Annotated in this window: 18 protein-coding genes; 16 read left to right on the forward strand and 2 right to left on the reverse strand. The window is 59.5% G+C overall.

The window, feature by feature from the left end; genetic code table 11:
- Positions 1-92: 92 nt before the first annotated feature.
- The 7 genes from N434_RS12965 (at position 93) to N434_RS12995 (ending at position 11,861) form a co-directional block, all read left to right on the forward strand.
- Complete coding sequence (locus N434_RS12965) at positions 93-3,419, forward strand: transglutaminase family protein (protein WP_110758207.1); 3,327 nt, start codon at positions 93-95, stop codon at positions 3,417-3,419.
- A 1-nt stretch (position 3,420) separates the two neighbouring features.
- Positions 3,421-5,826: a circularly permuted type 2 ATP-grasp protein gene (locus N434_RS12970; RefSeq protein ID WP_110758209.1), complete on the forward strand. Its 2,406-nt coding sequence runs from the start codon at positions 3,421-3,423 to the stop codon at positions 5,824-5,826.
- Positions 5,827-5,830: 4 nt separating this feature from the next.
- Positions 5,831-6,712: a transglutaminase family protein gene (locus N434_RS12975; RefSeq protein WP_110758211.1), complete on the forward strand. Its 882-nt coding sequence runs from the start codon at positions 5,831-5,833 to the stop codon at positions 6,710-6,712.
- 166 nt (positions 6,713-6,878) lie between these two features.
- Positions 6,879-8,117, forward strand: a complete 1,239-nt coding sequence (locus N434_RS12980; RefSeq protein WP_110758213.1) for a vWA domain-containing protein — start codon at positions 6,879-6,881, stop codon at positions 8,115-8,117.
- 148 nt (positions 8,118-8,265) lie between these two features.
- Entirely contained in the window at positions 8,266-9,888 is a 1,623-nt protein-coding gene (locus N434_RS12985) for an ABC-F family ATP-binding cassette domain-containing protein (RefSeq protein WP_110758215.1), read from the forward strand.
- A gap of 64 nt (positions 9,889-9,952) precedes the next feature.
- Positions 9,953-10,963 carry a 2-hydroxyacid dehydrogenase gene (locus tag N434_RS12990; RefSeq protein ID WP_110758366.1) on the forward strand — a complete coding sequence of 337 codons (1,011 nt, stop codon included), beginning with the start codon at positions 9,953-9,955 and terminating at the stop codon, positions 10,961-10,963.
- Between the two features lie 145 nt (positions 10,964-11,108).
- Positions 11,109-11,861, forward strand: a complete 753-nt coding sequence (locus tag N434_RS12995; protein WP_077767946.1) for a FadR/GntR family transcriptional regulator — start codon at positions 11,109-11,111, stop codon at positions 11,859-11,861.
- Between the two features lie 58 nt (positions 11,862-11,919).
- Here the strand turns inward: N434_RS12995 and N434_RS13000 are convergent, their stop codons facing one another.
- Together N434_RS13000 and N434_RS13005 are read right to left on the reverse strand one after the other, a co-directional pair.
- Positions 11,920-12,717: a carbohydrate-binding protein gene (locus N434_RS13000; RefSeq protein ID WP_110758217.1), complete on the reverse strand. Its 798-nt coding sequence runs from the start codon at positions 12,715-12,717 to the stop codon at positions 11,920-11,922.
- A 10-nt stretch (positions 12,718-12,727) separates the two neighbouring features.
- Positions 12,728-14,515, reverse strand: coding sequence for a heparinase II/III domain-containing protein (locus N434_RS13005; RefSeq protein WP_110758219.1), 1,788 nt, complete (start codon positions 14,513-14,515; stop codon positions 12,728-12,730).
- A gap of 246 nt (positions 14,516-14,761) precedes the next feature.
- On the opposite strand from N434_RS13005, the gene N434_RS13010 reads away from it, so the two are divergent.
- The 9 genes from N434_RS13010 to N434_RS13050 all read left to right on the forward strand — a co-directional run bounded on the left by N434_RS13010 (position 14,762) and on the right by N434_RS13050 (position 25,690).
- Positions 14,762-15,691 (forward strand): carbohydrate ABC transporter permease, encoded by a 930-nt coding sequence (locus tag N434_RS13010; protein ID WP_236771826.1) that lies wholly within the window; start codon positions 14,762-14,764, stop codon positions 15,689-15,691.
- Positions 15,692-15,694: 3 nt separating this feature from the next.
- Complete coding sequence (locus N434_RS13015) at positions 15,695-16,531, forward strand: carbohydrate ABC transporter permease (protein WP_065117286.1); 837 nt, start codon at positions 15,695-15,697, stop codon at positions 16,529-16,531.
- Positions 16,532-16,535: 4 nt separating this feature from the next.
- Positions 16,536-17,708: a glycoside hydrolase family 88 protein gene (locus tag N434_RS13020; RefSeq protein WP_110758221.1), complete on the forward strand. Its 1,173-nt coding sequence runs from the start codon at positions 16,536-16,538 to the stop codon at positions 17,706-17,708.
- A gap of 13 nt (positions 17,709-17,721) precedes the next feature.
- Complete coding sequence (locus tag N434_RS13025; protein ID WP_110758223.1) at positions 17,722-18,831, forward strand: ABC transporter ATP-binding protein; 1,110 nt, start codon at positions 17,722-17,724, stop codon at positions 18,829-18,831.
- A gap of 19 nt (positions 18,832-18,850) precedes the next feature.
- Positions 18,851-19,555: a DUF624 domain-containing protein gene (locus tag N434_RS13030; RefSeq protein WP_110758225.1), complete on the forward strand. Its 705-nt coding sequence runs from the start codon at positions 18,851-18,853 to the stop codon at positions 19,553-19,555.
- Positions 19,556-19,603: 48 nt separating this feature from the next.
- Entirely contained in the window at positions 19,604-20,884 is a 1,281-nt protein-coding gene (locus N434_RS13035; RefSeq protein WP_110758227.1) for an ABC transporter substrate-binding protein, read from the forward strand.
- Positions 20,885-20,950: 66 nt separating this feature from the next.
- Complete coding sequence (locus N434_RS13040) at positions 20,951-22,816, forward strand: DUF2264 domain-containing protein (protein ID WP_110758367.1); 1,866 nt, start codon at positions 20,951-20,953, stop codon at positions 22,814-22,816.
- Positions 22,817-22,818: 2 nt separating this feature from the next.
- Positions 22,819-24,480 carry an acyltransferase gene (locus N434_RS13045; RefSeq protein ID WP_110758229.1) on the forward strand — a complete coding sequence of 554 codons (1,662 nt, stop codon included), beginning with the start codon at positions 22,819-22,821 and terminating at the stop codon, positions 24,478-24,480.
- Between the two features lie 61 nt (positions 24,481-24,541).
- A complete protein-coding gene (locus N434_RS13050; protein ID WP_065117279.1) occupies positions 24,542-25,690 on the forward strand; it encodes an alpha-hydroxy acid oxidase in 1,149 nt (382 codons plus the stop codon).
- Positions 25,691-25,711 lie beyond the last annotated feature (21 nt).

Consider the following 25,711-nt stretch of genomic DNA (forward strand, 5'->3'; position numbering starts at 1 on the left):
CCTTGCTTTCTTTTCCTGCATTGCACAAAATCCGAATAATTTCAGAGGGGCGGATAACCGCATAAGCCGGAAAAACCGGGCAAGGCAGATTAATGGCGATCAAAGCGAGCATCTATCATCTGACGCATTATAAATATGACAATCCGGTCCGCCTTGGACCACAAATCATCAGATTAAAGCCAGCCTCGCATTCCAGAACCCGCGTCATCAGCCATTCGCTCAAGGTTTCTCCATCCAATCACTTCGTGAACCTGCAGCAGGATCCCTACGGCAATTATCTTGCCCGTTTCGTTTTTCCCGAGCCGGCGACGGAGTTCAAGATCGAAGTCGATCTTGTCGCCGATATGACGGTTTATAATCCGTTCGATTTCTTCGTGGAGGAAGAGGCGACAAAGTGGCCTTTCGATTATCCGCAGGAGTTACGCGACGATCTGTCCATCTATATGAAGCCGGAACCGACCGGACCCCTGCTCGCCGCCTTCATGGCGACGGTCGACCGGGCCCCGGGTCAGCCGACGGTCGATATGGTCGTCGGCCTCAACGCGCGTCTGCAACAGGAAATCGGTTACGTCATCCGCATGGAGCCCGGTGTCCAGACACCGGAGGAAACACTCGCTTCCGGCAAGGGATCTTGCCGCGATACAAGCTGGCTGCTGGTGCAGGTTCTGAGGCATCTCGGCCTTGCCGCCCGCTTCGTGTCGGGATACCTCATCCAGCTGACGCCCGATCTCAAGGCCTTGGACGGCCCGTCCGGTACCGAGGTGGATTTCACCGATCTTCACGCCTGGGCCGAGGTCTATATGCCTGGCGCAGGCTGGATCGGGCTTGACCCCACTTCGGGGCTTCTGACAGGCGAAAGCCATATTCCGCTGGCGGCAACGCCGCATTATCGCAATGCCGCGCCGATTTCCGGCGGCTATTACGGCCACGCCAATACGGAATTCGCCTTCGACATGCAGGTCCGGCGCGTCGCCGAAACCCCACGGATTACGAAGCCGTTTTCCGATGACAGCTGGGAAGACCTCAACGCGCTCGGCGAAGCGGTGGATGACGTTCTCAATGCCCATGATGTCCGGCTCACCATGGGCGGTGAACCGACATTCGTTTCCATCGACGATTTCGAATCCGACGAATGGAACACCGGCGCCGTCGGACCCACGAAACGCGAAAAGGCCGATGCCCTGATCCGCCGGCTGCGCGAACGCTTTGCCCCCGGCGGTTTTCTGCATTACGGGCAGGGTAAATGGTATCCGGGCGAAAGCCTGCCGCGCTGGACCTTCTCGCTCTACTGGCGAAAGGACGGCCTGCCGATCTGGCAGAACCCGGCGCTTATCGCCGAGGAAGGTGCCGATACCAGCGTCTCGGCCGACGATGCACGGAAACTGCTCGGCGGCATCGCGGCCCAACTCGGCATAGATACGGATCTGGTGCTGCCCGCTTACGAAGATCCGGCCGAATGGATCATCAAGGAAGGCAGCCTGCCCGACAATGTCGACCCGTCCAATTCCAGGCTGAAAGACCCGGAGGAGCGCAACCGCATCGCCCGCGTCTTCGAACGCGGCTTGACGACCCCGACCGGCTACATCCTGCCCGTTCAGGCATGGAACGCGCGCGCCACCGGCAAACGCTGGATCAGCGAAAGATGGAAGACGCGACGCGGCAAAATATTCCTCGTTCCGGGTGACAGCCCGGTGGGTTACCGTCTGCCGCTCGGTACCCTGCCCTATGTGCCGCCATCCGCCTATCCCTATATTCACGAGGCGGACCCGTCGATCCCCCGCGGTCCGCTCCCCGATGTCTTCACACCATCGGGCCGCGCCATGCCCGAAGCCTCCTTCCATGCCAGCGAGACAGCCGGGCAGGAGCGCGTTGAACAGACTCTCGGCGAAATCGGTGGCGCGGTGCGCACCGCGCTCTCCGTCGAGCCGCGCGACGGCCGGCTCTGCGTCTTCATGCCCCCGGTCGAACGCATCGAAGACTATCTCGAACTGATCGCAGCGGCAGAAGCGGCAGCGGCCGAGCTCGGGCTGCCGGTCCATATCGAGGGTTATGCGCCGCCCCATGACGAACGCATCAATGTCATCCGCGTCGCGCCCGATCCCGGCGTCATCGAGGTCAATATCCATCCCGCCGCAGGCTGGAAGGACTGCGTCGACATTACCACCGCAGTCTATGAAGAGGCACGGCAGGCGCGGCTTGGCGCCGACAAATTCATGATCGATGGCCGCCACACCGGCACCGGCGGCGGCAACCACGTGGTCGTGGGTGGCGCCAGCCCCAATGACAGCCCTTTCCTGCGCCGTCCCGATCTTCTGAAGAGCCTCGTTCTGCACTGGCAGCGGCATCCTTCCCTTTCCTACCTATTCTCAGGCCTGTTCATCGGCCCGACCAGTCAGGCGCCCCGTATCGACGAAGCGCGTCACGACAGCCTCTACGAACTGGAAATCGCGCTCTCGCAGGTACCCGCCCCCACTGAAGGGGGTCCGCCTTTGCCGTGGCTGGTCGATCGGCTGTTCCGCAATCTGCTGACCGATGTGACAGGCAACACCCACCGCGCCGAAATCTGCATCGACAAGCTGTTTTCGCCTGACGGACCGACCGGCCGCCTCGGTCTCGTGGAGTTCCGCGGCTTCGAAATGCCGCCGAATGCGCGCATGTCGCTCGCCCAGCAAGTGCTGGTGCGCGCGCTTATCGCCCGTTTCTGGAAAAATCCGGCCGGTGGCAGATTCGTGCGCTGGGGCACCGCACTCGCGGACCGTTTCATGTTGCCACATTATATCTGGGCGGATTTCCTCGACGTACTCGCCGATCTCAGGGAAAACGGCTTCGACCTGAAGCCCGAATGGTTCACCGCCCAGCAGGAATTCCGTTTCCCCTTCTTCGGTGAGGTCGAATATGAGGGTGCGAAGCTGGAACTGCGTCAGGCGCTGGAGCCCTGGCACGTGATGGGCGAACAGGGCGCCATCGGCGGAACCGTGCGTTATGTCGACAGCTCCGTTGAGCGCCTGCAGGTGCGGCTGGAAACCTCCAATCCCGCGCGCTACGCGGTGGCCTGCAACGGCCGCGCCGTTCCGCTGACCCCGACGGAAAACCGTAGCGTCGCGGTCGCCGGCGTGCGCTTCAAGGCATGGCAGCCCGCTTCCGGCCTGCATCCCGTCCTGCCCGTCAATTCACCCTTGACCTTTGACATTTATGATACATGGTCGAGGCGATCGATCGGCGGATGCATCTACCATGTTGCTCATCCGGGCGGGCGCAATTACGAGACGTTTCCCGTCAACGGCAATGAGGCCGAGGCACGCCGCCTCGCCCGTTTCGAACCATGGGGACATACGGCAGGGCAATATCCGCTACAGGTGGAAACCGTGTCACCAGAATTTCCGCTGACGCTCGATCTGCGTCGGCCTTACGGAGTGTAAATTGTCCAAAGCCCCGGCAACGGAACGCAAGACGGAAACGGGCGCGCCACCGCGCGGGCTTGAATATTCCCCCTTGCCGGGCGTTGCCGACGAAATGCTCGATACCAACGGCAAGGTCAGACCGGTCTGGAAAACCCTGCTCGACGCCCTGTCGCGCATGTCGGAACGGGAATTGCACGAGCGTTTTGCCCGTACCGACCGCTATCTGCGCGATGCCGGCGTGTTCTACCGCGACTACGGCAAGGGCAGCAGCGAAAGAAACTGGCCGATCTCCCATATTCCGGTGCTGATCGACGACAGGGAATGGGCAGTTCTTTCCGAAGGGCTGAAACAGCGCGCCAATCTTCTGGAAGCCATGGTCGCCGATTTTTATGGCGAGAACCGTCTGGTGAAGGAAGGTTACGTGCCGCCGGCCCTGATCGCCTCCAATCCGGAATATCTGCGGCCCATGGTCGGCGTCAAACCGGCAAGCGGCCATTATCTGCATTTCTGCTCGTTCGAAATCGGCCGCGGGCCGGATGGCAACTGGTGGGTGCTGGCCGACAGGACGCAGGCGCCTTCCGGTGCGGGTTTCGCGCTTGAAAACCGGGTGGCCACCACCCGTGCGCTTTCAGATATCTATGCGGAAACCCACGTCCACCGTCTCGCCTCTTTCTTCGGCGCTTTCCGCGACACGCTGCAGGCGCACCGAAAGCATCCCGATGACCGCATCGCCGTGCTGACGCCAGGCCCGGCCAACGAGACCTATTTCGAACACGCCTATATCGCCCGTTATCTCGGCTTCATGCTGCTGGAGGGCGAGGATTTGACCGTCGTCAACGGCCGCGTCATGGTCAGGACCGTGGCCGGGCTGAAACCCATCGGCGTTCTCTGGCGGCGTCTCGACGCCTCCTATTCCGACCCGCTGGAACTGAACCAGCAATCCCATATCGGCACGCCGGGCATGGTGCAGGCGCTGCGCAATGAAGCGCTCACCATCGTCAATGCGCTTGGCAGCGGCATTCTCGAAACGCGGGCGCTGCTCGCCTTCATGCCCCGCATCTGCCGCCACCTTCTGGGCGAGGAACTGAAGCTGCCATCCATCGCCACCTGGTGGTGCGGGCAGGAAGCCGAGCGCCGCCATGTTGCCGGCAATATCGAAGGCATGGTCATCGGCCCGGCCTATTCGCGGCTCCCCTTCTTCGACGATAATGGCCAATCCGTACTCGGGTCCTCACTGCGCGAGACGGCAAAGGAATCGATCAGCGACTGGCTTGCCTCCGATGGCCACAAGCTGGTGGGTCAGGAAGTCGTGAAGCTTTCAACGACCCCGGCCTATATCGACAACAAGCTCGTGCCGCGTCCGATGAGCCTTCGCGTTTTCGCCGCCCGCACCCAGGATGGCTGGCAGATCATGCCGGGCGGCTTCGCACGGATCGGCAGCGGCGATGACGTTTCCGCCATTGCCATGCAATCGGGCGGCAGTGCGGCGGATGTCTGGATCGTCAGCGACAAACCGGTGGAACGCACCACGCTTCTACCGGCGGAAGAAAGTTTCACCCGCAACATGCCGGGCAGCCTGCCGAGCCGCGCGGCGGACAATCTCTTCTGGCTCGGCCGTTACATCGAACGCTCGGAAGGCGCGCTGCGCATCCTGCGCGCCTGGCACGGACGTTATGCCGAGTCAGCCGACCCGCGCCAACCGTTGCTCGCCCATGTGACGCGATATCTCGAAGCACTCGATGTGGAAATGAACGATGCCGTGCCGGAAAGCCTGCTCACCAACATCAACAGCGCACTTTATTCCGCCAGCAATATCCGTGACCGCTTTTCGCCTGATGGCTGGCTGGCGCTGAACGATCTCGCCAAGACGGCCCGCCGTTTCCACGCAAAAGTCGCTCCCGGCGACGACGCTACCCATGCCATGACGATCCTGCTGCGCAAGCTTGCCGGCTTTGCCGGTCTCGTGCACGAAAACATGTACCGCTTCACCGGCTGGCGTTTCCTGTCTATCGGCCGTTATCTCGAACGCGGCCTGCATATGACGCGGCTTCTCGGCCATATGACCGGCCCGGATGCGCCTGATGGTTCCTATGACATGCTGCTTGAAATCGGCGACAGCGTCATGACCCATCGCCGCCGCTACAATGTCAACACGGCCGGGCTGACCGTGACCGATCTGCTGGCGCTCGATCCGCTCAATCCCCGCTCGATCCTGTTTCAGCTGAACGAAATCCGTACCGAGGTGGAGCAGCTTCCGAATGCCTTCGTCAACGGCCAGATGTCCCCATTTTACCGCGAGACGATGCGCCTGCATTCCGGGCTCGCCGTCATGACGCCGGAAAACATGAACGGCGCGATCTATCGGCAGCTCGAAACCGACATGGAACATCTCTCCGATGTTCTGGCCCGGACCTATCTCGGATAACCCTATGCTCTACGATCTTTCCCTGCATATGGGTTACACCTACGACACGCCGGCCCATGGCGCGCGGCACATCATCCGCGTGCTGCCGCTATCCATTCCCGGCCGGCAGCGGCTCGTCGCCGGTTCGATCGATGTTTCGCCAACGCCGGAAGAGCGCGCTGTCTTCGAGGACTTCTTTCACCAATCGGCCACATCAGTGCATTTGCGCGCGCCGCATGAAAAGCTGGATATCCGCATGCAGGCGCGTGTGATGGTGGAATCACCGGCATTGACGGCCGATTTTTCGCCCGAGCTTTCACGTCTGCCGCAGGACATGGCCGATGTCTGGTCGATCGATTTCCAGTCGCCACACCACTTCATCGGCACAAGCCCGAGAATAGGGATGGATGCGGCGATATCGGCCTATGCACGGGAGTTGCTGACGCCCGGAATGACCATCCGCGAGATCGCGCTGGCCATGTGCAAACGCATCCACAGCGACTTCACCTATGATGGTGAGGCAACAACCGTGGATACGACGCCATCGGAGGCCTTTCAGCTGAAACGCGGCGTGTGCCAGGATTTTTCGCATATCATGATCATGGCGCTGCGCAGTCTCGGCATTCCCGCCGGTTATGTCAGCGGTTTCCTGCGCACCATCCCTCCGCCGGGCAAGGAACGGCTGGAAGGGGCGGATGCAATGCACGCCTGGGTCCGCATCTGGTGCGGTGAAGCGGCCGGTTATCTGGAACTCGATCCCACCAACGATATAGTTGCCGGAAGCGACCATATCGTCGTCGGTTACGGCCGCGATTATTCCGACGTCGCCCCGGTGATCGGGGTCCTGAAGAGCTATGGCAACCAGCAGATAAAACAGGCCGTCGACGTCATTCCCGTCCAGCAATGACGCAACCTGTATTATTTCAGCCCGCAAACAAATTAATTCTTGAAAATACTTCAAATTCTGCACCAATTTGAACGATTGGTAAGATTTGAATCTTCACGTTAGCGGATTTTACATCCTTTGTGGGTTTCCTGCGCTCAATCGAATATTCTAATCGTTGGGCCCCGCCATGACCGCCTCCGCAGATCAAAAACTCAAGCGCCGTTTCCTTGCCGATACGAGCGGCAATTTCGGTATCATGACGGCAATATTGCTGCCGATACTGCTGGGTGTGGCCGGAGCCGGCATGGAATTCGCAAATGTGATGCAGGTGAAAGCTGATCTGCAGAACACGGCGGATTCCGCAGCGCTTGCTGCGGCGACCGAAGCACGCGTGAAAAAAGGTGATGCCACCGACGAAGAGATCAAGGAAATAGCCAAGGCTTTCATCGCCAGCCAACAGCTGAAGAACCTGACCGAGGAAGAGAGGAAAGAGCTCGAAAAGAACTCTCCGATCAGTATCGCGACAACCGAAGATGCCCGCGGCAAGACCTATATCATCGAGACCACGATTAACCGTCAGCTGCAGCTCAATCCCCTTATTGGCTTCTTTGGCACCAAGACCATCAACATTTCCGCCACCGGCATCGCGAAAAGCACGGTCAACAAGGGCGCGCCGATCTCGATGTATCTGGTGCTCGACCGGTCCGGATCGATGTCATTCAAGACGGATACGATCAACACCGCGAAAAAATCTTGCCCGAACTACACCGCGAACAACTGGGGCAAAAGCGAAGCACAGGTCACATCCAGCCCGTGTTACGTCAACAAGGCCACATCGCTGAAAACCGCAGTTGGCTTTCTCGTCGCGACGCTGAACAAGGCCGACCCAACCTATACCGCCAGCGGCGGTTCCCAGCTCGTTCGCACAGGCGCGTCCGTCTATACACACGAGTCCTATCCTGCGCAGTCGATTACCTGGGGCACAAGCAGCATCGTCAGCTATGTCGACAAACAGATACCGGAATTTCCAACAGGCGGCACGGACGCACGCAGCAGCCTGACTGCCGCATATAACGCCCTCAAAAAGACGAATACCGTCGAAGCGGACGCGCACAAGTCAAAGGAAAGTGAATCCTTCGAGCGCTATATCGTCCTCATGACCGACGGCGAAATGACGGGAAACAGCGCCGCCTGGAATTCAGGCATCGACCAGTCGGTACGCACCACCTGCGAGACTGCCAAGAAAGACGGGATCAAGATTTTCAGCGTCGCCTTCATGGCGCCGGACAAGGGCAAGTCGCTGTTGCAATATTGCGCTTCCAGCGCCGACAACTATTACGCTCCCGAAAACATGGAACAGATCGTTACCGCCTTCGGCGAAATCGCCCGCAAGGCAGCCGGCAGCATAGCCACGCTCACCAACTGACAAAAATCCGGCAGGTGCAGTCGGAAACCATCCGGCCTGCGGGGCGCATATGCCCCGCGGCGATCTTCGCCAGTTCTGCATGGCTGGCGCAGGTGACAGCGGCTGCTGCCCGTGGCATAGGAGGGCGCTCCCATTCACAGGCCCTGTCATGATCCGCATTGAAAATATCAGCAAGTCGAACAGCCACCGCATTCTCTACATCGAAGCTTCCGCGGCACTCAACCGCGGTGAGAAGATCGGCCTTGTCGGCCCGAATGGCGCCGGCAAGACCACGCTGTTCCGGATGATAACAGGCGAAGACCAGCCCGATGAGGGCCAGGTGGTCGTCGAAAAGGGTATGACGGTCGGTTATTTCGACCAGGATGTCGGTGAAATGTCCGGCCGCTCTGCCGTAGCCGAAGTCATGGAGGGCGCAGGCCCCGTCAGTGAAGTGGCGGCGGAACTTAGGCAGCTGGAAGCCGCCATGTCCGATCCTGACCGGATGGATGAAATGGACGCCATCATCGAACGTTACGGCGAAGTGCAGGCGCGTTACGAAGAGCTGGACGGCTATGCGCTGGAAGGCCGCGCCCGTGAGGTGCTGGACGGGTTGAGCTTCAGCCAGGAGATGATGGACGGCGATGTTTCCAAGCTTTCCGGCGGCTGGAAGATGCGTGTGGCGCTCGGCCGCATCCTGTTGATGCGCCCGGACGTCATGCTGCTCGACGAACCCTCGAACCATCTCGATCTCGAAAGCCTGATCTGGCTTGAGGATTTTCTGAAGAACTATGACGGCGCGCTGCTGATGACCTCGCACGACCGCGAATTCATGAACCGCATCGTCACCAAGATCATCGAGATCGACGGCGGCAGCCTCACGACCTATTCCGGCGACTACGGCTTTTACGAACAGCAGCGCGCCCAGAATGAAAAGCAGCAGCAGGCGCAGTTCGAACGCCAGCAGGCCATGCTCGCCAAGGAAATCAAGTTCATCGAGCGCTTCAAGGCGCGCGCCTCACATGCCGCGCAGGTGCAGAGCCGTGTGAAGAAACTCGAAAAGATCGATCGTGTCGAGCCGCCCCGGCGGCGCCAGACCGTGGCCTTCGAATTCGCGCCGGCTCCCCGCTCGGGCGAGGATGTCGTGGCGCTGAAGAAGGTGAACAAGGCCTATGGCAGCCGCACCATCTATGGCGAACTCGATTTCATGGTGCGACGCAAGGAACGCTGGTGCATCATGGGCGTCAACGGCGCCGGAAAATCGACATTGCTGAAACTGGTCACAGGCACGGCAGAACCGGATTCCGGCAATGTCACCCTCGGCGCCAGTGTCAAGCTCGGCTATTTTGCCCAGCACGCCATGGATGTTCTGGATGGCGACAGCACCATTCTGGAATGGCTGGAAGAGCGCTTCCCCAAGGCCGGCCAGGCGCCGCTGCGCGCCCTTGCCGGCTGTTTCGGCTTCTCGGGCGACGACGTGGAAAAACGTTGCCGTGTGCTTTCCGGCGGTGAGAAGGCCCGCCTCGTCATGGCGGCCATGCTGTTCGATCCACCGAATTTCCTCGTGCTGGACGAGCCGACGAACCATCTCGATCTCGACACCAAGGAAATGCTGATCAAGGCCCTGTCGGATTATGAAGGCACGATGCTGTTCGTTTCCCACGACCGCCATTTTCTGGCCGCCCTTTCAAACCGGGTGCTGGAACTGACACCGGATGGGATCCACCAATATGGTGGCGGATATACCGAATATGTCGAAAGCACCGGGCAGGAAGCGCCGGGCCTTCGCAGCTGAGACGGCCTGCCGGACAAACAATCCCTGCGACGGCAGCTTTCGTTTTCGAATACCGGAGAAGCAGATGCGGATCGTGGTCTACAGCGCCAAGCCCTATGACAGGCAGTTCCTCGACGATGCTGCCAGGCCCGGCATGCGGATGCATTATTGCGAAGCGCGCCTGTCTCTTGAAACAGTGGCGTTGGCGAAGGGAGCGGATGCCATCTGCGCTTTCGTCAACGACCACCTGTCACGACCCGTGCTCGAAAAACTGGCGGAAACGGGAGTAAGGCTGGTTGCCCTGCGCTGCGCCGGCTTCAATCAGGTCGATCTCGCGAACGCCGAAAAGCTGGGCCTGACCATTGCCCGCGTCCCGGCCTACTCCCCTTACGCGGTTGCCGAACACACCATGGCGCTCATCCTGTCGCTCAACCGCAAGATCCACCGCGCCTATAACCGCGTCCGCGAAGGAAATTTCGCCCTTGATGGCCTGCTCGGTTTCGACCTTCACGGCAAGACAGTCGGCATTGTCGGCACGGGTAAGATAGGGGCGATTTTCGCGCGCATTGCGGCCGGCTTCGGCTGCCGCCTTGTCGGCCACGATCTTCGCCCCAACCCAGATTGCGAGGCGCTCGGCATGGCCTATGTCACGCGGGAGGAACTGTTTCGGACATCGGACATTCTCGCGCTGATGTGCCCGCTCACACCGGAAACCCGTCACCTCATTCGCAGGGAGACGCTGCCGCTTCTGAAAAAGGGCGTGATGCTCGTCAATACCAGCCGCGGCGCCATCATCGATACGCAGGCCGCGATCACCGGACTGAAAGACGGCACGATCGGTTCCCTCGGCATCGATGTCTATGAAGAAGAGGCCGATCTCTTCTTCGAAGACCTTTCCAACGAGGTGCTGCGCGACGATGTTTTCGCGCGACTGCTGACTTTCCCCAATGTTCTGGTCACCGGCCATCAGGGCTTCTTCACGCAGGAAGCTCTCAAGAACATCGCGGACACGACGATTGGTAATATCGAGAGCTTTTTCAGTACCGGCACGGCGCTATATGCGGTTTCCACGGAGCAGTTGGCCGGCCCCGCCTAAACTCTGCTGCCGAATTCGAGAAGATTTTTGATGCCCTCATCTGCGACCTCCGCATGAAATTGGGTAAAATTGGTATGATCATTGAGTTTTTCTAAAATTCATCATACATATTTGACAGGCTCCACGCCTGCCTCGATTTTAATGCATGGTGACCGACGTGCCTGAACAGCAAAAACAGCGCAGCAAATCCTCCGGTTCTCTGGTCAGTCAAGTCAGCCTGAGCCTTAGAAACGCGATTGCCTCCGGGCAATATGGACCCGGTGACCGCTTGCCCAGCGAAATCGAGATGACGGAAACCCACGGCGTCAGCCGCACGGTCGTGCGCGAGGCGGTGACGGCACTACGCTGCGACGGGCTGGTGGAGGTTCGCCAGGGGGCCGGCATTTTCGTGCTGAAGCGCGAAAAGGAGATGTCCTCCACGCCCGGCATCGATCGCGCCCGGCTGTCGTCCGATCTTGAGGTTCTGGAAATCAGAACGCCGCTTGAAATCGAGGCGGCGGGGCTGGCCGCCCTTCGCCGTTCCCCCTCGCAGGAGGAGGCGATTTTCGACTGTCACGCCCGGCTTCTCAAATGCATCGACGAAAACCGCTCCATTCGCGAGGCCGATCTGGCACTGCATCTGGCCATTGCGGCGGCAACCAACAATCCGCTCTTCACCCAGTTCCTCGAGCTGCACGGTCAGGCCGTGATCCCGCAATCCCGCGTGGTGCCCGAAACCCGGGAAAACGACCAGACGGCCTATCGACGACTGATCCACAAGGAACATGAGGCGATCGTCATCGCCATATCGGACAGGAATGAACAGGATGCCAAACTGGCCATGCAGGCGCATCTGCGCGGCAGCCAGAACCGCTATCGCGACATGATGCGCGACCTTCGCGGCATTTCGCACAGCTAGAGCATCTCCGAAAAAGCTGCGTGGCGGTTTGCGGCTAGGGAACTCGGCAATCAGAAATCTATGATGCTTCCCGCAGATCCGCGCCCCAGACCTCGATTTGCGTCAGCGCGGGAAACGGTGAGGGATCGTCCGCTTTTTTCAGGTCGTGCAGGCGGATCCATTCCACACGGCGCGGCGCGACCGGGAACGTCTGGGCGGCACCGGTTTTTTGCAGCGTGAAGCGCAGGCTTTCGCCGTCGGAAAATGTAACGCTCGCCTCTTCCCACCAGGCATCATGGGGAAAATCTGCCCTCAGATAAAATGTCAGCTGGTCGATCAGAACCGCGCGACCGAAAACAAGCGTCAACGAAGCTTCGGGATCACGGTTGATGCCCCAGCTGGTATAGGGCCAGAAACCATGGCCGGCGCTGACCTTTTCGCCATCAATGACATTACGGGCCGCAAACGCGGCTTCCCCACGCGTTTCGGTACTCGCATGGACATGCGGAAACAGCGAGGTGTTTTCGTGGTCATCGAAAGGGTTCAGGGCCAGGTTCCTGCGAACCCCGATCTCACCGGCAAGAGCACAACGCGCCGCAATCCGGTGAATGCTCCCGCTGAAAGCCTGCGGCGGATAGGATTTGCGCTTCGCCGCGAAAGGAACAGGCAGGACAAATTCGGCCGTCTGCAAAAAAACCAGCGTGGGCGGCATGCCGGCATCAAGGCCGAGCCAGATATGACCAGGCTGCGAAGCTTCGACGACGAGCCTGTCGCCTTCGCAATATTCAGCGCGGTAGACGAGGAACACCTCGTTCTCCGCCCCGGCCTCCGCCAGAATAGCACCGGCCGCATTAACGACCTTGAGTGTAAGCTTCATCGGCATTTCCTTAGCTGATCGTCAGGCACAGACGCTTGGCTTTGATGGGAACAAGAATGCGATAGATCATCTGCGGCAAAGACTGGCGAAGCCTGGTGTCGTCGATGGGGATGGCCTCGATGGCAGGCTCTCCCGCCCCTTCGCAGGCCACCTCGCCAAGACCCGCAAAGATCAGGCTTCCCGGCGTGACGACGGGCTTTTCGACAACCATCAGTGACAGAACCGCGCTTCTCTCGCCCTGATAATCATCAGTGATCTCGATGCGGCTGCCACGCAGCAACCGGATACGGCGCCGGTAATGCTCGACACGCGCTTCGGGCGGATAAGCTCCCGCTATATCGAAAGCAATTTCCGCCTGTTTTTCCGAAAACTCCGCCACGAAATCCCGTGTCGCAAACTCTGCCCCGGCGCCCTGCATGACGCCACCGAAGGTCGGCAGATTGTGAAAGGCCGACTGCATCGTCCAGATGTCATAGCGCCGCGGCGAGAAAGTTTTCGCGGTGTAGGTTTCCACCCCCACATCGATGATGAATGGCCTGCCATTCTTGTAAAGCGTGAAACTGCCGACATCGTTGTGGTTATGGCTCTCGCCATTATTGCCCGCCTTCACGGCAAGATCGAACACCCCGTCGCGGACAATCGCCAGCCCGATACCGGTATAGACAATGTCGTTCTTCATCGGTTCTGCAACAGCAAGTGCAGACAATTCCGGCGTGACGAGAACCGCCTGGACGCGATACCAGAGGTTCCACTCCCTGCGCATCAACTTATCCGTTGATCGGTTCCAGCAAGCTGCGGCGAAAGCCTGAAGCGGCAGGGAAGAGACGGCTTTGCCGAAGAGATATTCCCGAACGCCTGATATTTCGACCTTCGCCGGCGCATCGGCGAAGTTGAAAAAACTGTCTCCCGCCACATGCATGTTGAGGATGAATTCCGCCATGTTGCGCAGTTTCGGCGCCTTGAAAAGCGACGCCATGGAGCCGGGCGCGGCGGTATCGAGAATGCTCATCGCTCCGAACAGGCACAGCGCTGCATGGCCGTAATAAAGAACGCCCTCTTCGCAGGCTCCGTCTTCCGCATAGTCCTTCTGAAACGCATCGAGACTCTGGAGCGCCTTTTCCACGACCCAACGCCGCGTCGGCTGGTCGGTGGGCGAAAGCAGGGTGGAGAGCAGAACATTCTGGGTGATCCAGGCCGTCCAGTTGTTCATCCGCTCATCACCGCTCCCCATCCACCAGAAATGTCGGGCGAGATAGGGCTTCGTAATCCGACATTCGATCTCGGTGCGGACGCGAGATATAAGGGTTGGGGCCGCTTGCTCCAGTTCCGACGCGAGCAGGTGCAGGCACAAAGCAAGATTGGCACCCGTTTCCGCGGCGAACAGGTCGATCACCGGATCCTGCGGGTCGGGAAGCGACGCGCGGGGGCCACCGCGAATATGGGAATTATGCGCGGGCAATTGCCAGCCGCTTTCCTCACATATCAGCCAGAGACCATCGATGATGGCATCGAGAAACCGACCTTGCCCCTCGGCACATTCACCGAGAACCAACGCGTTCAATTTCAGCCGGCGGGAGAAATAAAGCGCCTCGAAACGATCACGATTGCCGCTCCGGCCATATTCCCGGTAATCGCCCGCCAGAATGACGGACCAGGGCTCGCCAAGAGCCTGCTCCGCCGCATCGACGAGACTGCCGCGAACCGCTTCCGTTGCTGAAGACCGAATTTTTTCTGTCGTCAGTTCCGCGCCGAAATCGGCGAACCGATCAGGCAGGAGCCGCATCATTTCGACAAACACGCCCTCAAACCTCCCGCGCGTTCCGTAATCCGATATGGGCCTCCTATCATACGTATTTTTGAAAAACCAGAAAATTTGTCTGACTTTATGTAAAGTTGTTTGACCAATATCGATATTGTGTTATCCAGAGCGCGGGAGGCGGCAGGGTGAAGACCCGGGCCGCAATGGAAAATGCAGGCAGCCGGCACCGATGAAGCGTGAAACGGCGGCAATGGGAGATATGCTGTGGCAATCGCAACCGCGACCATGTCCGACAAGCAGGCGACTCCGTATCGCAGGAAAAAACTCCGCATCGTCTCCAAACGGCGGCGCGGAATAGAAAATGCGCTCGTTGCCTATTCCTTCATTGCGCCCAATTTTCTCGGCTTTGCGATTTTCACGCTCGGGCCGATCCTCTTTGCCTTTGCACTGGCCTTCATGCATTGGGACGGCTCCAATGCGATGCGTTTTGCCGGTCTCGATAATTTCTGGCGGCTGTTCGAAGACAGGGCCTTCATCGCAGCCTTCTGGAACACGGTCATCTACACCGTCGCATCGGTGCCGGCCACGCTCGCCTGCGCGCTCGGCCTTGCGATCCTGCTCAACCAGAAAATCCTCGGCCGCAATTTCTTTCGCACGGCCATGTTTTTTCCCTATGTCGCGTCACTGGTCGCCGTGGCCGTCGTCTGGAACATGATTTTCAATCCGGAGATGGGTCCGGTCAACATGCTGCTCTATACGCTCGGCCTCGATCCCGCCGACATGCCGGGATGGGCGGCGGACCGGCACTGGGCCATGGTCACGGTCATTCTCTTCGGCGTGTGGAAGAGTATGGGTTATTACATGGTCATCTATCTCGCCGGGCTGCAGGGCATCAATTCGGAGCTTTATGAAGCAGCAGGGCTGGATGGTGCCAATGCCTGGCAGAAATTCATCCACGTCACCCTGCCGCAGCTTGCGCCGACGACGTTTTTCGTGACCGTCATGCTGACGATCCAGTCCTTCAAGGTTTTCGATCAGGTCTACATGATCACACAGGGCGGCCCGGGCACCTCGACGCTGGTTCTCGTCTATCACATCTACAATGAGGCCTTCATTTCCTGGGATCTCGGCTATTCCAGCATGATCGCCCTCGTCCTGTTCTTCCTGGTCCTTGTCGTCACCATCGTTCAGTTCAAACGGCAGCGGGAGGACTGATCCATGCGCATCATGGGCCGCAAAATCCCTGCCGCCACGATCGGCATCTATCTGACGGTGATCGTCGTCACCATCGTCATGCTTCTGCCCTTCGCATGGATGCTGTCGGCATCGCTGAAACTCAGCCGCGATGTCTTCGCGTTCCCGATCGAGTGGATACCCTCGCAGCCACGCTGGGAAAACTATGTGGAAATCTGGACGAAGATCCCGCTGGCATTATTCATCTACAACACGTCGAAGCTGACGATCATCGTCACATTGCTGCAATTGCTGACCTCAAGCTTTGCTGCCTACGCCTTCGCCAAGCTGCATTTTCCCTACAAGAACACGCTGTTTCTCGGCTATATCGCCACCATCGCCATGCCCTGGCAGGTCTATATGGTGCCGCAATTCCTGCTGATGCGCGAATTCGGGCTGAACAACACCCATCTTGCGCTGATTTTCCTGCAGGCCTTTACCGCTTTCGGCGTTTTCCTGATGCGGCAGTTCTACATGTCGATCCCGAACGAGCTTTGCGAGGCGGCGCGCATCGACGGCATGAACGAATACCAGATCTGGGCGAAGATCATGCTGCCGCTTTCCAAACCGGCGCTTTCCACCTTGACGATCTTCACCTTCGTCACGACCTGGAACGACTTCATGGGTCCGATGATCTATCTCACCAAGACCGAGCTGAAGACCATCCAGATCGGCCTGCGCATGTTCATTTCGCAATATTCGGCGGAATACGGATTGATCATGGCCGCCTCGGTGGTGGCGCTCATTCCGGTTCTCATCGTTTTCCTGGCGTTGCAGCGCTTCTTCGTCGAAGGCGTCGCCTCCACCGGCCTCAAGGGTTGATTTCATGCTCGATTTGACCACGTCCGTTCCAGCCCCGATCACGACAGAGGAAGTCGATGCCGCACTCGCCGCCGCCGTCGCGCAGGTCAGGCGCAACCTGCCCGAGTTCACCTACGCGGCGCAAAACCACTCGAGCGTGAAGAACCTTTACCCTGCAGTCGCCAATGACCAATGGACTGCCGGTTTCTGGCCGGGCCAGATATGGCTCGCCTTCGAGCACACCGGCGACAGGACCTTTCAGCATGCGGCGCAAATTCAGGTGCAGAGTTTCCTGCACCGTATCGAAAACCGCATCGAGACCGACCATCACGATATGGGCTTCCTCTATTCACCCTCCTGCATTGCCGCATGGAAACTGGTGGGGGACGAAGACGGAAGGCGCGCGGCGCTGATGGCGGCGGACCAGTTGATGGAGCGGTTCCAGCCGGTCGGTCAATTCATCCAGGCCTGGGGCCGCAGGGATAATCCCAACGAATATCGCTATATCATCGACTGCCTTTTGAACCTGCCGCTGCTTTATTGGGCGAGCCGCGAAACGGGCCGGGAGGACTACCGCACCGTGGCGCTTGCCCATGCCCGCACCACGCTTGCCCATTCCGTTCGGCCGGACGATTCCACCTATCATACATTTTACATGGACCCGCAGACCGGCGCGCCGGTGCGCGGCGTCACGAAACAGGGTTACAGCGATGAGAGCTACTGGGCCCGCGGACAGGCCTGGGGCATTGCCGGCATGGCCATTTCCTATCGATACGAGCGCCTGCCCGCCTATCGCGGCACCTTCGAGCGGCTTCTCGCCTTCTATCTCAAACGCCTGCCCGATGATCTCGTACCCTTTTGGGACCTGATTTTTGCGGATGGCGATGGCGAACCGCGCGACAGCTCGGCGGCAGCCATCGTCGCCTGCGGTCTTCTGGAAATGGCGGAGCTGGAGACACCGGAAAAGGCAGTGGAATATCGCGATCTGGCAAGGCGCATGGTGAAAAGCCTCGCCGATGTCTATTCGGTTCGCGATCCCGCGATCTCCAACGGGCAGCTTCTGCACGGCACCTATTCCAAGAAGACGCCCCATAATACCTGCCGGGGCGAAGGCGTCGACGAGTGCGTCTCCTGGGGCGATTATTATTATCTGGAAGCGCTGATCCGGCTTTCGCGCAACTGGTCTTCCTATTGGTGAGCGCGAGGAACAGATGGCTAGCATTTCCCTGAAAAAACTCAACAAGACCTTCGGCGCGCTCAAGGTGGTTCACGATATCGATCTGGATATTGCCGACAAGGAATTCATCATTCTGGTCGGCCCTTCCGGATGCGGCAAATCCACGACGCTCAGGATGATCGCCGGGCTGGAGGAAATTTCCGGCGGCGAATTGCGCATCGGCGAGGACGTGATGAACGATGTGCCCTCCAAGGATCGCGACATCGCCATGGTGTTCCAGAACTATGCGCTTTATCCGCATATGACGGTCTACAAAAACATGGCCTTCGGTCTGGAACTCAGAAAGGCGCCGCGCGATCTCATCGACACCAAGGTCAAGGATGCGGCGAAAATTCTCGACATCACCCATCTCTTGAACCGCAAGCCGAAAGCGCTCTCCGGCGGTCAGCGCCAGCGTGTCGCGCTCGGCCGGGCCATGGTGCGCAACCCGGAAGTCTTCCTGCTCGATGAGCCGCTTTCCAATCTGGATGCCAAGCTGCGCGGCACAATGCGGTCGGAAATCTCCAAGCTGCACAAGCGGCTGGATGCCACCTTCATATACGTCACCCACGATCAGGTGGAAGCCATGACCATGGCAGATCGCATCGTGGTGATGAAGGACGGCCATATCCAGCAGGTGGATACGCCGCAAAATCTCTACGACCGGCCGATCAACATGTTTGTCGCGGGTTTCATTGGCGCACCGCAGATGAACATGCTGCCCATGACGCTGCGCCGCGACGGCGACCGCTTCACCGCCCTGTTCGACGGCAATCCGCTGCCTCTGCCAGCTGATATCGATTCCGGGCGGCTGCGATCTTACGAGGGAAAGAACATCATTCTCGGCATCCGCCCGGAAAATTTCCACGAATTCGCCCCGGCGGATATCGATGCCGCCAATGTCGCACCCTTCCGGGCGACGGTGGAACTGGCGGAACCGATGGGATCGGAAGTGCATCTCAACCTTGTCTCCGGCGGCAGAAACCTCGTCGCACGCGTCTCACCGCGCTTCAGAGCGAAGATCGGTGATCCCGTCGAACTGGTGGCCGATCTGACGAATGCGCAGCTTTTCGATCCCGCCACCGAACAATCGATCCTTTATTGAGGCGATGGGGAGAAACGCGATGCAATGGCTGGAGGGGTTATGGACGAGGGAAGGAGCCGGGATCGACAAGAACACCCCGCCGCTGACCGGCCTTGCCCTGTTCCTCGACATCATCAAACGCGAATGGTGGGAGATGGTGAAGCTCAATCTTCTCTTCATCCTCGCCAGCCTGCCGGTGGTGACGATGCCGGCAGCGATGCTGGCCATGGCTCGTGTCTGCGTTTCTTTCACGGATGATGAAAATACCTATCTGCTGCGCGATTTCCTCGAAGCCTTGCGGAAATTCGCCCTGCGCGGCACTACGCTTGTGGTTTTAAACGCGCTGCTGGTGAGCGCCGGTGTTTACGCGACCGTCAGCTACGCCGGGGCGGCCCGGCTTCAGCTCGTCTACAGCCTGCCCTTTGCGGTCAGTCTGGCAGTGACGCTGTTCCTCATCCTCCTGTGCGCCTACGCCATTGTTCTCATGGCAAGACAGGACCTGCCGCTTCGGGAAACGCTACGGCAGGCGGCATTTTCTGCGCTCACCAGGCCACTGCCCATGCTGGCGGCACTCGGTTTCGTCACGGCACTCTGGATCGCGCACATCCTGTTTTATCCGGTGTCCGTCTTCATGCCGGCCACCGTCAATTTTTCGCTCGGCATGTTCGCCCTGTGTTTTGCGGCGAGAAACGCCGCTACGCGGATGCGGGTGTCGATACCCGAACCGGCGGGGAGCAGCACTTAAGGCATACCGAAAATCAAACGACATCAGTCAGGGAAGGAGAAACGGGCTATGGAGTTTAAGACAACCAGACGTGCATTCGCTCTCGCAACCGCCGGTCTCGGCATTGCCATGGGCATGGGAGGAACGGCGTTCGCTGCGGGCGATGCACCCGTCACCTTGAAATGGGCCCTTTGGGATCTGGACAAGGGTGCCTACTTCAAGCCCTTGATGGAGGCCTACAAGCAGAAGCACCCGAATGTGACGTTCGAGGTGGTGGACCTCGGCTCGCAGGACTATACGCAGATGATATCCACGCAGCTGACCGGCGGCTCGAAGGATATCGACATCGTCACCATCAAGGATGTGCCCGGCTACGCCAATCTGGTGCGCGCCGGCAACATCACCGATCTCAGCGGCTTCATCAAGGACCAGAAGATCGAGACGGCACCCTATGGTGGCCTGATCGAGGAACTGACCATCGACGGCAAGATCTACGCCCTGCCGTTCCGCTCGGATTTCTGGGTGGTCTATTATAACAAGGATATTTTCGACAAGGCCGGCGTGCCCTACCCCAGCAATGACATGACCTGGGCGCAGTTCGATGAAATCGCCGGCAAGCTGAAGGGCGGCATGGGTGCCAACCGCATCTATGGCGCGCTGTTGCACACCTGGCGCTCGACGGTGCAGCTGCCCGGCATTCAGGATGGCAAGCACACGCTGGTGGACGGCAATTATGAATTCCTGAAACCCTGGTATGAGCGGGCGCTTGCCCTGCAGAAGAGCGGCGCGATACCGTCCTATGCCTCGCTGAAAACGTCGAACACCCATTATTCCGCTCTGTTCTTCAACGGAACGATCGGCATGCTGCCCATGGGCACATGGTTCGTCGGCACCCAGATCGCCAAGGTAAAATCCGGCGAGTCGAAAAGCGTCAATTGGGGCATCGTGAAATTTCCCCATCCGGATGGTGTAGCAGCAGGCGCGACGGCCGCGCAGATTGCCGGACTATCGGTCAATGCCAATTCCGGCCACAAGGAAGCGGCACTGGATTTCATCCATTTCGTCACCGGCCCTGAGGGTGCGGCCATCGTTGCCTCCACCGGCACTTTCCCTGCGCTCAGAACCGATGATGTGGCCGAGAAGATCGCAGCGCTTCCGGGCTTCCCGCAGGATCAGAACAGCAAGGACGCATTGCAGGCGGGCAAGGCCTATCTGGAAATGGCGGTCAACCCGAATGCGGCCAAGATCGAAGTCGTTCTGAACCGCGTGCATGACGCGCTGATGACCGACAATATCTCCATCGATGACGGCATCAAGGACATGAATGACGGCGTCAAGGCTATCAAATAGTTGCCGCAGAGCCGCAGGCGGCGAGCCTGCGGCCCTTTCTCTGATCACGACCGGAAATTGATAATCGTGCCTCACGACAGCGCCACAGCCAATCCGCTCTTTCACAATCCGCTTCGCAGCCGGGACGATCTCGCAAAGGCGGTGATCGACCTCTTCAATCCGCTGCTGACCTGTTTTTCACCCGGCGGCGCGCGTGTGCGGCTTGGAGCAACGGGGGCGATTTTCGATTTTCCTGCGGCGGAACTGGAGGGTTTTGCCCGGCCATTATGGGGCATCGTTCCGCTTGCCGCCGGCGGTTATGATTTTCCGCACTGGGATCTCTACCGGCGCGGGCTGGCCAATGGCACCAATCCGGCCCACCCGGAATATTGGGGTGACACGGCTGATCGGCACCAGCGGCTGGTCGAACTGGCGGCCATAGGATTTGCGCTCGCCATGGTTCCCGAACACATCTGGGAGCCGCTAGCCGAAACGGACAGGCGGGCTGTCGCCGCCTATCTTCTGGCCGCCCGCGAGCGGGAGTTCGTCGACAATAACTGGAAATTCTTCCGGGTGCTGATCGATCTCGGGCTGGAACGGGTGGGTGTGGAATTCGACCGCGCCAAAACCCAAACCTATCTCGATGAGCTAGAGGCTTTCGATATCGGCAACGGCTGGTATCGGGATGGACCGGTGCGACGTGTCGACCATTATATCCCCTTCGCCATGCATTTTTACGGTTTGATCTACACGGTACTGGCGAAAGGTGACGGCGCACGAAAAGCGCGGTTCATCGAACGCTCGCGCATTTTCGCCCGTGACATGCGCCACTGGTTCGGGCCTGACGGGGCTTCGCTCGCCTTCGGGCGCAGCCAGACCTACCGTTTTGCTGCCGGTGGTTTCTGGGGCGCGCTCGCCTTTTCCGGTCTGGAGGCGCTGCCATGGCCGGAAATCAAGGGCTATTACATGCGCCACATCCGCTGGTGGTCGAAGCGGCCGATCGCCGATCGCGACGGCGTCCTGTCCGTCGGATATGGCTATCCAAACCTTCTGATGAGCGAGAGCTACAATTCTCCCTGCTCTCCCTATTGGGCGCTCAAATTCTTCCTGCCGCTGGCGCTGCCCGCCGACCATCCTTTCTGGACTGCGCAGGAAACCGAGGCGGAAGAATTCGCCGAACCCGTTTCGTTGCCGGAGCCTGGCATGGTGGCCTTTCACACGCCCGGCAACATCGTCGTTCTATCCTCGGGGCAGCAGCATGACAGGATGCGCGGCGCGCAGGAGAAATATTCGAAGTTCGTCTACTCCACCCGTTATGCCTTCAATGTCGAGGCGGATGACCGGCATTTCGCCGCCGCAAGTTTCGACGGCATGCTCGGCCTTTCCGACGACGGCGTGCACTTGCGCACCCGCGAGACGATGGAGGAGGCGTTGATTGCCAAAGACTGCCTTTATTCCCGTTGGCGGCCATGGGCGGATGTGGAGATCGAGACCTGGCTCGTGCCGCAAAACCCCTGGCATGTGAGGCTGCACCGCATCCGGACCCCGCGACCTCTGCAAACTTCCGAAGGTGGTTTCGCCATAGAACGCGCCGACTTCAACCGCGACCGAACTCAGGCCGAGGAAGGTCGCGCTGCGTGTTACGGGCAAGGCGACACAAGCGTCATCGTCGACCTTTCGGCCGGAATTCGTCGCGAAGGACTGTGCCATCAGGCCATCGCCAACACCAATCTCATCCACGCCAGAACCCTCGTTCCGCAATTGCGCGGTACTGTTCCGTCCGGCGAAACGGTGCTGATAACGGCCTCCATGGCGCTACCCGCCGGCAAGGCCGCCGAAGCCGCATTGGCGACCCTGCCGGATGCTCCCGATCTCACCGGGCTGGAAGAGATGTTCAGGCGTGAAGGACGACGTGTTCCGGCCTTTGCACTCAATGAAAACCGTGCGGGCTGACCATGACGACGGACGAACCCCCGACTGTTTCCCAAAGGCAGGATCGACTGAACATCCTGACCTGGGAGCGGAAGCCGGAGGATATAAACAGCCCCGATCATCAGGCACGTTTGCGTGGCCTTGAACACTCTGCCAACGCCGTTTTCGGACAAGACGTTTATATTGCCGCCAGAGCGGAGGTGCATACGGACAGGCTGCTGATGGGCGCACAGTCGTGGATTGCCGGTTACGCGATCGTGCGCGGCGACATTGAGCTTGGCGAAAATGTTTCGATCAACCCCTATGCCTGCCTTTTCGGCAAGGTGACCATCGGCAATGGGGTGCGCATCGCCTCCCATGTCAGCATCGTCGGTTTCAACCACGGTTTTGACGATATCGACACCCCCATCTATCGCCAGCCGCTGACTTCGCTTGGCATAGAGATTGGCGAGGATGTCTGGATCGGCGCCAATGCGGTGGTGCTGGATGGCGTGAAGATTGGACGCGGAGCGATTATCGCGGCAGGCGCAACCGTGGTGAAGGATATTCCCGCCATGGCCATTGCCGGCGGCGTTCCCGCCCGGGTTCTGCGATATCGTGGAGAAAAAGCGGCCGCGTCAAACCTCCCGGAAATAGAACCACTGCTGCGGAAGCTCGGTGGGGAAATCGCCGGCGACTGGCTGGCGGCCATTCGTTCCTATGAGGAAGAGGGCGCCTATCATTCAGCCGATGCATCCGGGCAAGTCGTTGAAAGCGCCAGACATCTGTGTGACGCTATCGAAATCGCCGCAGCCTTCGGGCAGGAAGGAACTGCCTTCGACGCCGAAAAGACCGTGACTGGCCTGCAGGCGATGCAGGATGCGCAAACGGGGCTGTTTTTCGCCGCCGAGACGCCCGCTGTCGATGCGCCGCCGGAGCGGAACCCTTCCATTCTCTACAATATTCTGGCCATCGGATATGCGCTGGAATGTTTTGGGGCCGCGCCGAAACAGCCAATTGCCTTTGTCGAGCACATGCGCGCCGGGGAACTGACCCGTCTGCTCGAAGAACTGCCATGGCAAAGCCGGGCATGGCATTGCGGCGCCACCATCGACGCCCTCGCCACCGCGCTTTATTTCAACAGGCGCTATTTCACATCCGGTGACAATCTTGCCATGCTCTTCGGCTGGCTTGCGATGAATGCGGACAGGGCAACCGGTCTCTGGGGGGAACCGACGGCCGCGCAGGGCCTGCTACAACCGGTCAATGGCTTTTACCGTCTCACGCGCGGCTCCTACGCCCAGTTCGGGGTGCCCGTGCCCTATCCAGAAGCGGCAATCGACTCCGTCATCGCCAATTACCGCGCCAATGGCGGTTTTCATGGCGTCGAATTTAACGCCTGCAACCTGCTCGATACGATCCACCCTTTGCTTCTGTGCCTGAAACAGACAGATCACAGACGAAACGAGGCGAAAGAGATCGCCCGCGAAATTGTGCGCCGAAACGAGGGGCGATGGCAAAAGGGGAAGGGATTTGCCTTCGCCGAGGGGCATCCGGCCGGGCTGCAGGGCACGGAAATGTGGATGTCGGTCCTCTGGCTTGCCGCAAAACTTCTCGGAGCGGAGCAGTTCCTGCCGTTCCAGCCCCGCGGTATTCATCGCCTTGAACCTGCGGAAATTGTCGGCGGCACGATTGCCCGGCCCTGATCGCCGGTATAGGTTTCCGACACTCTTTAGAAGCCTTCAAACCGGACCGGTCGAGCGACAGATGCAACTCAAAGACTGCTATAATTTTCATGATTTTCGCCGCATGGCCAAGCAGCGTCTTCCCGGGCCGATCTTCAACTACATAGACGGTGCTGCCGACGACGAGGTGACATATCGGCGGAATACGGCTGCCTTTGAAAATTGCGATCTCGTTCCGGATGTGCTGCGCGGCGTGTCCGACGTGGACATGTCAGTGACCGTCATGGGGCAAAAACTCTCCATGCCGGTCTATTGCTCCCCAACGGCGCTTCAGCGCCTCTTCCACCATCAGGGCGAGCGGGCGGTGGCGGCAGCAGCGGGAAAATTCGGCACGATGTTCGGCGTCTCTTCGCTTGGCACCACAAGCCTTGAGGAAGCGCGCAGGATCAGCGGCGGCCCTCAGGTCTATCAGTTCTATTTCCACAAGGATCGTGGCCTCAACCGCGATATGATGGCACGCGCCAAGAGCGCCGGCGTCGAGACGATGATGCTGACCGTGGACAGTATCACCGGTGGAAATCGCGAGCGCGACAAGCGCACCGGCTTTGCCATTCCCTTCAAGCTCAATCTTTCCGGCATCGCGCAATTCGCCGTCAAACCGGCCTGGGGCATCAATTACCTGACACATGAGCGCTTCAGCCTGCCGCAGCTCGACGGCCATATCAAAATGGATGGCGGCGCGCTCTCCATCAGCCGCTATTTCACCGAGATGCTGGATCCCTCGATGAACTGGGACGACGTGGCGCAGATGGTGCGCGAATGGGGCGGACCCTTCTGCCTCAAAGGCATCATGTCGGTGGATGACGCCCGGCGCGCTGTCGAAATCGGCTGCAGCGGCATCGTGCTCTCCAATCATGGCGGTCGCCAGCTCGATGGTTCCCGCAGCGCCTTCGACCAGCTGGCAGAGATTGTCGATGCCGTCGGCGACCGGATCGACGTGATGATGGATGGTGGCGTACAGCGCGGGACCCATGTTCTGAAAGCGCTATCTTTGGGTGCCAAGGCAGTCGGGCTCGGCCGCTATTATCTTTTCCCGCTCGCCGCTGCCGGTCAGCCCGGCGTCGAAAGGGCGCTCGAACTGATGCGCATCGAAATCGAACGCGGCATGAAGCTGATGGGCTGCACCACTGTCGAGCAACTGACGCGACGAAATCTGCGGTTTCACGGCTAGGCCGGCGTTCCGCGTCTCAAT

It is taken from the genome of Rhizobium sp. UGM030330-04, assembly GCF_003208455.1.
GTDB lineage: Bacteria > Pseudomonadota > Alphaproteobacteria > Rhizobiales > Rhizobiaceae > Agrobacterium > Agrobacterium rhizogenes_A.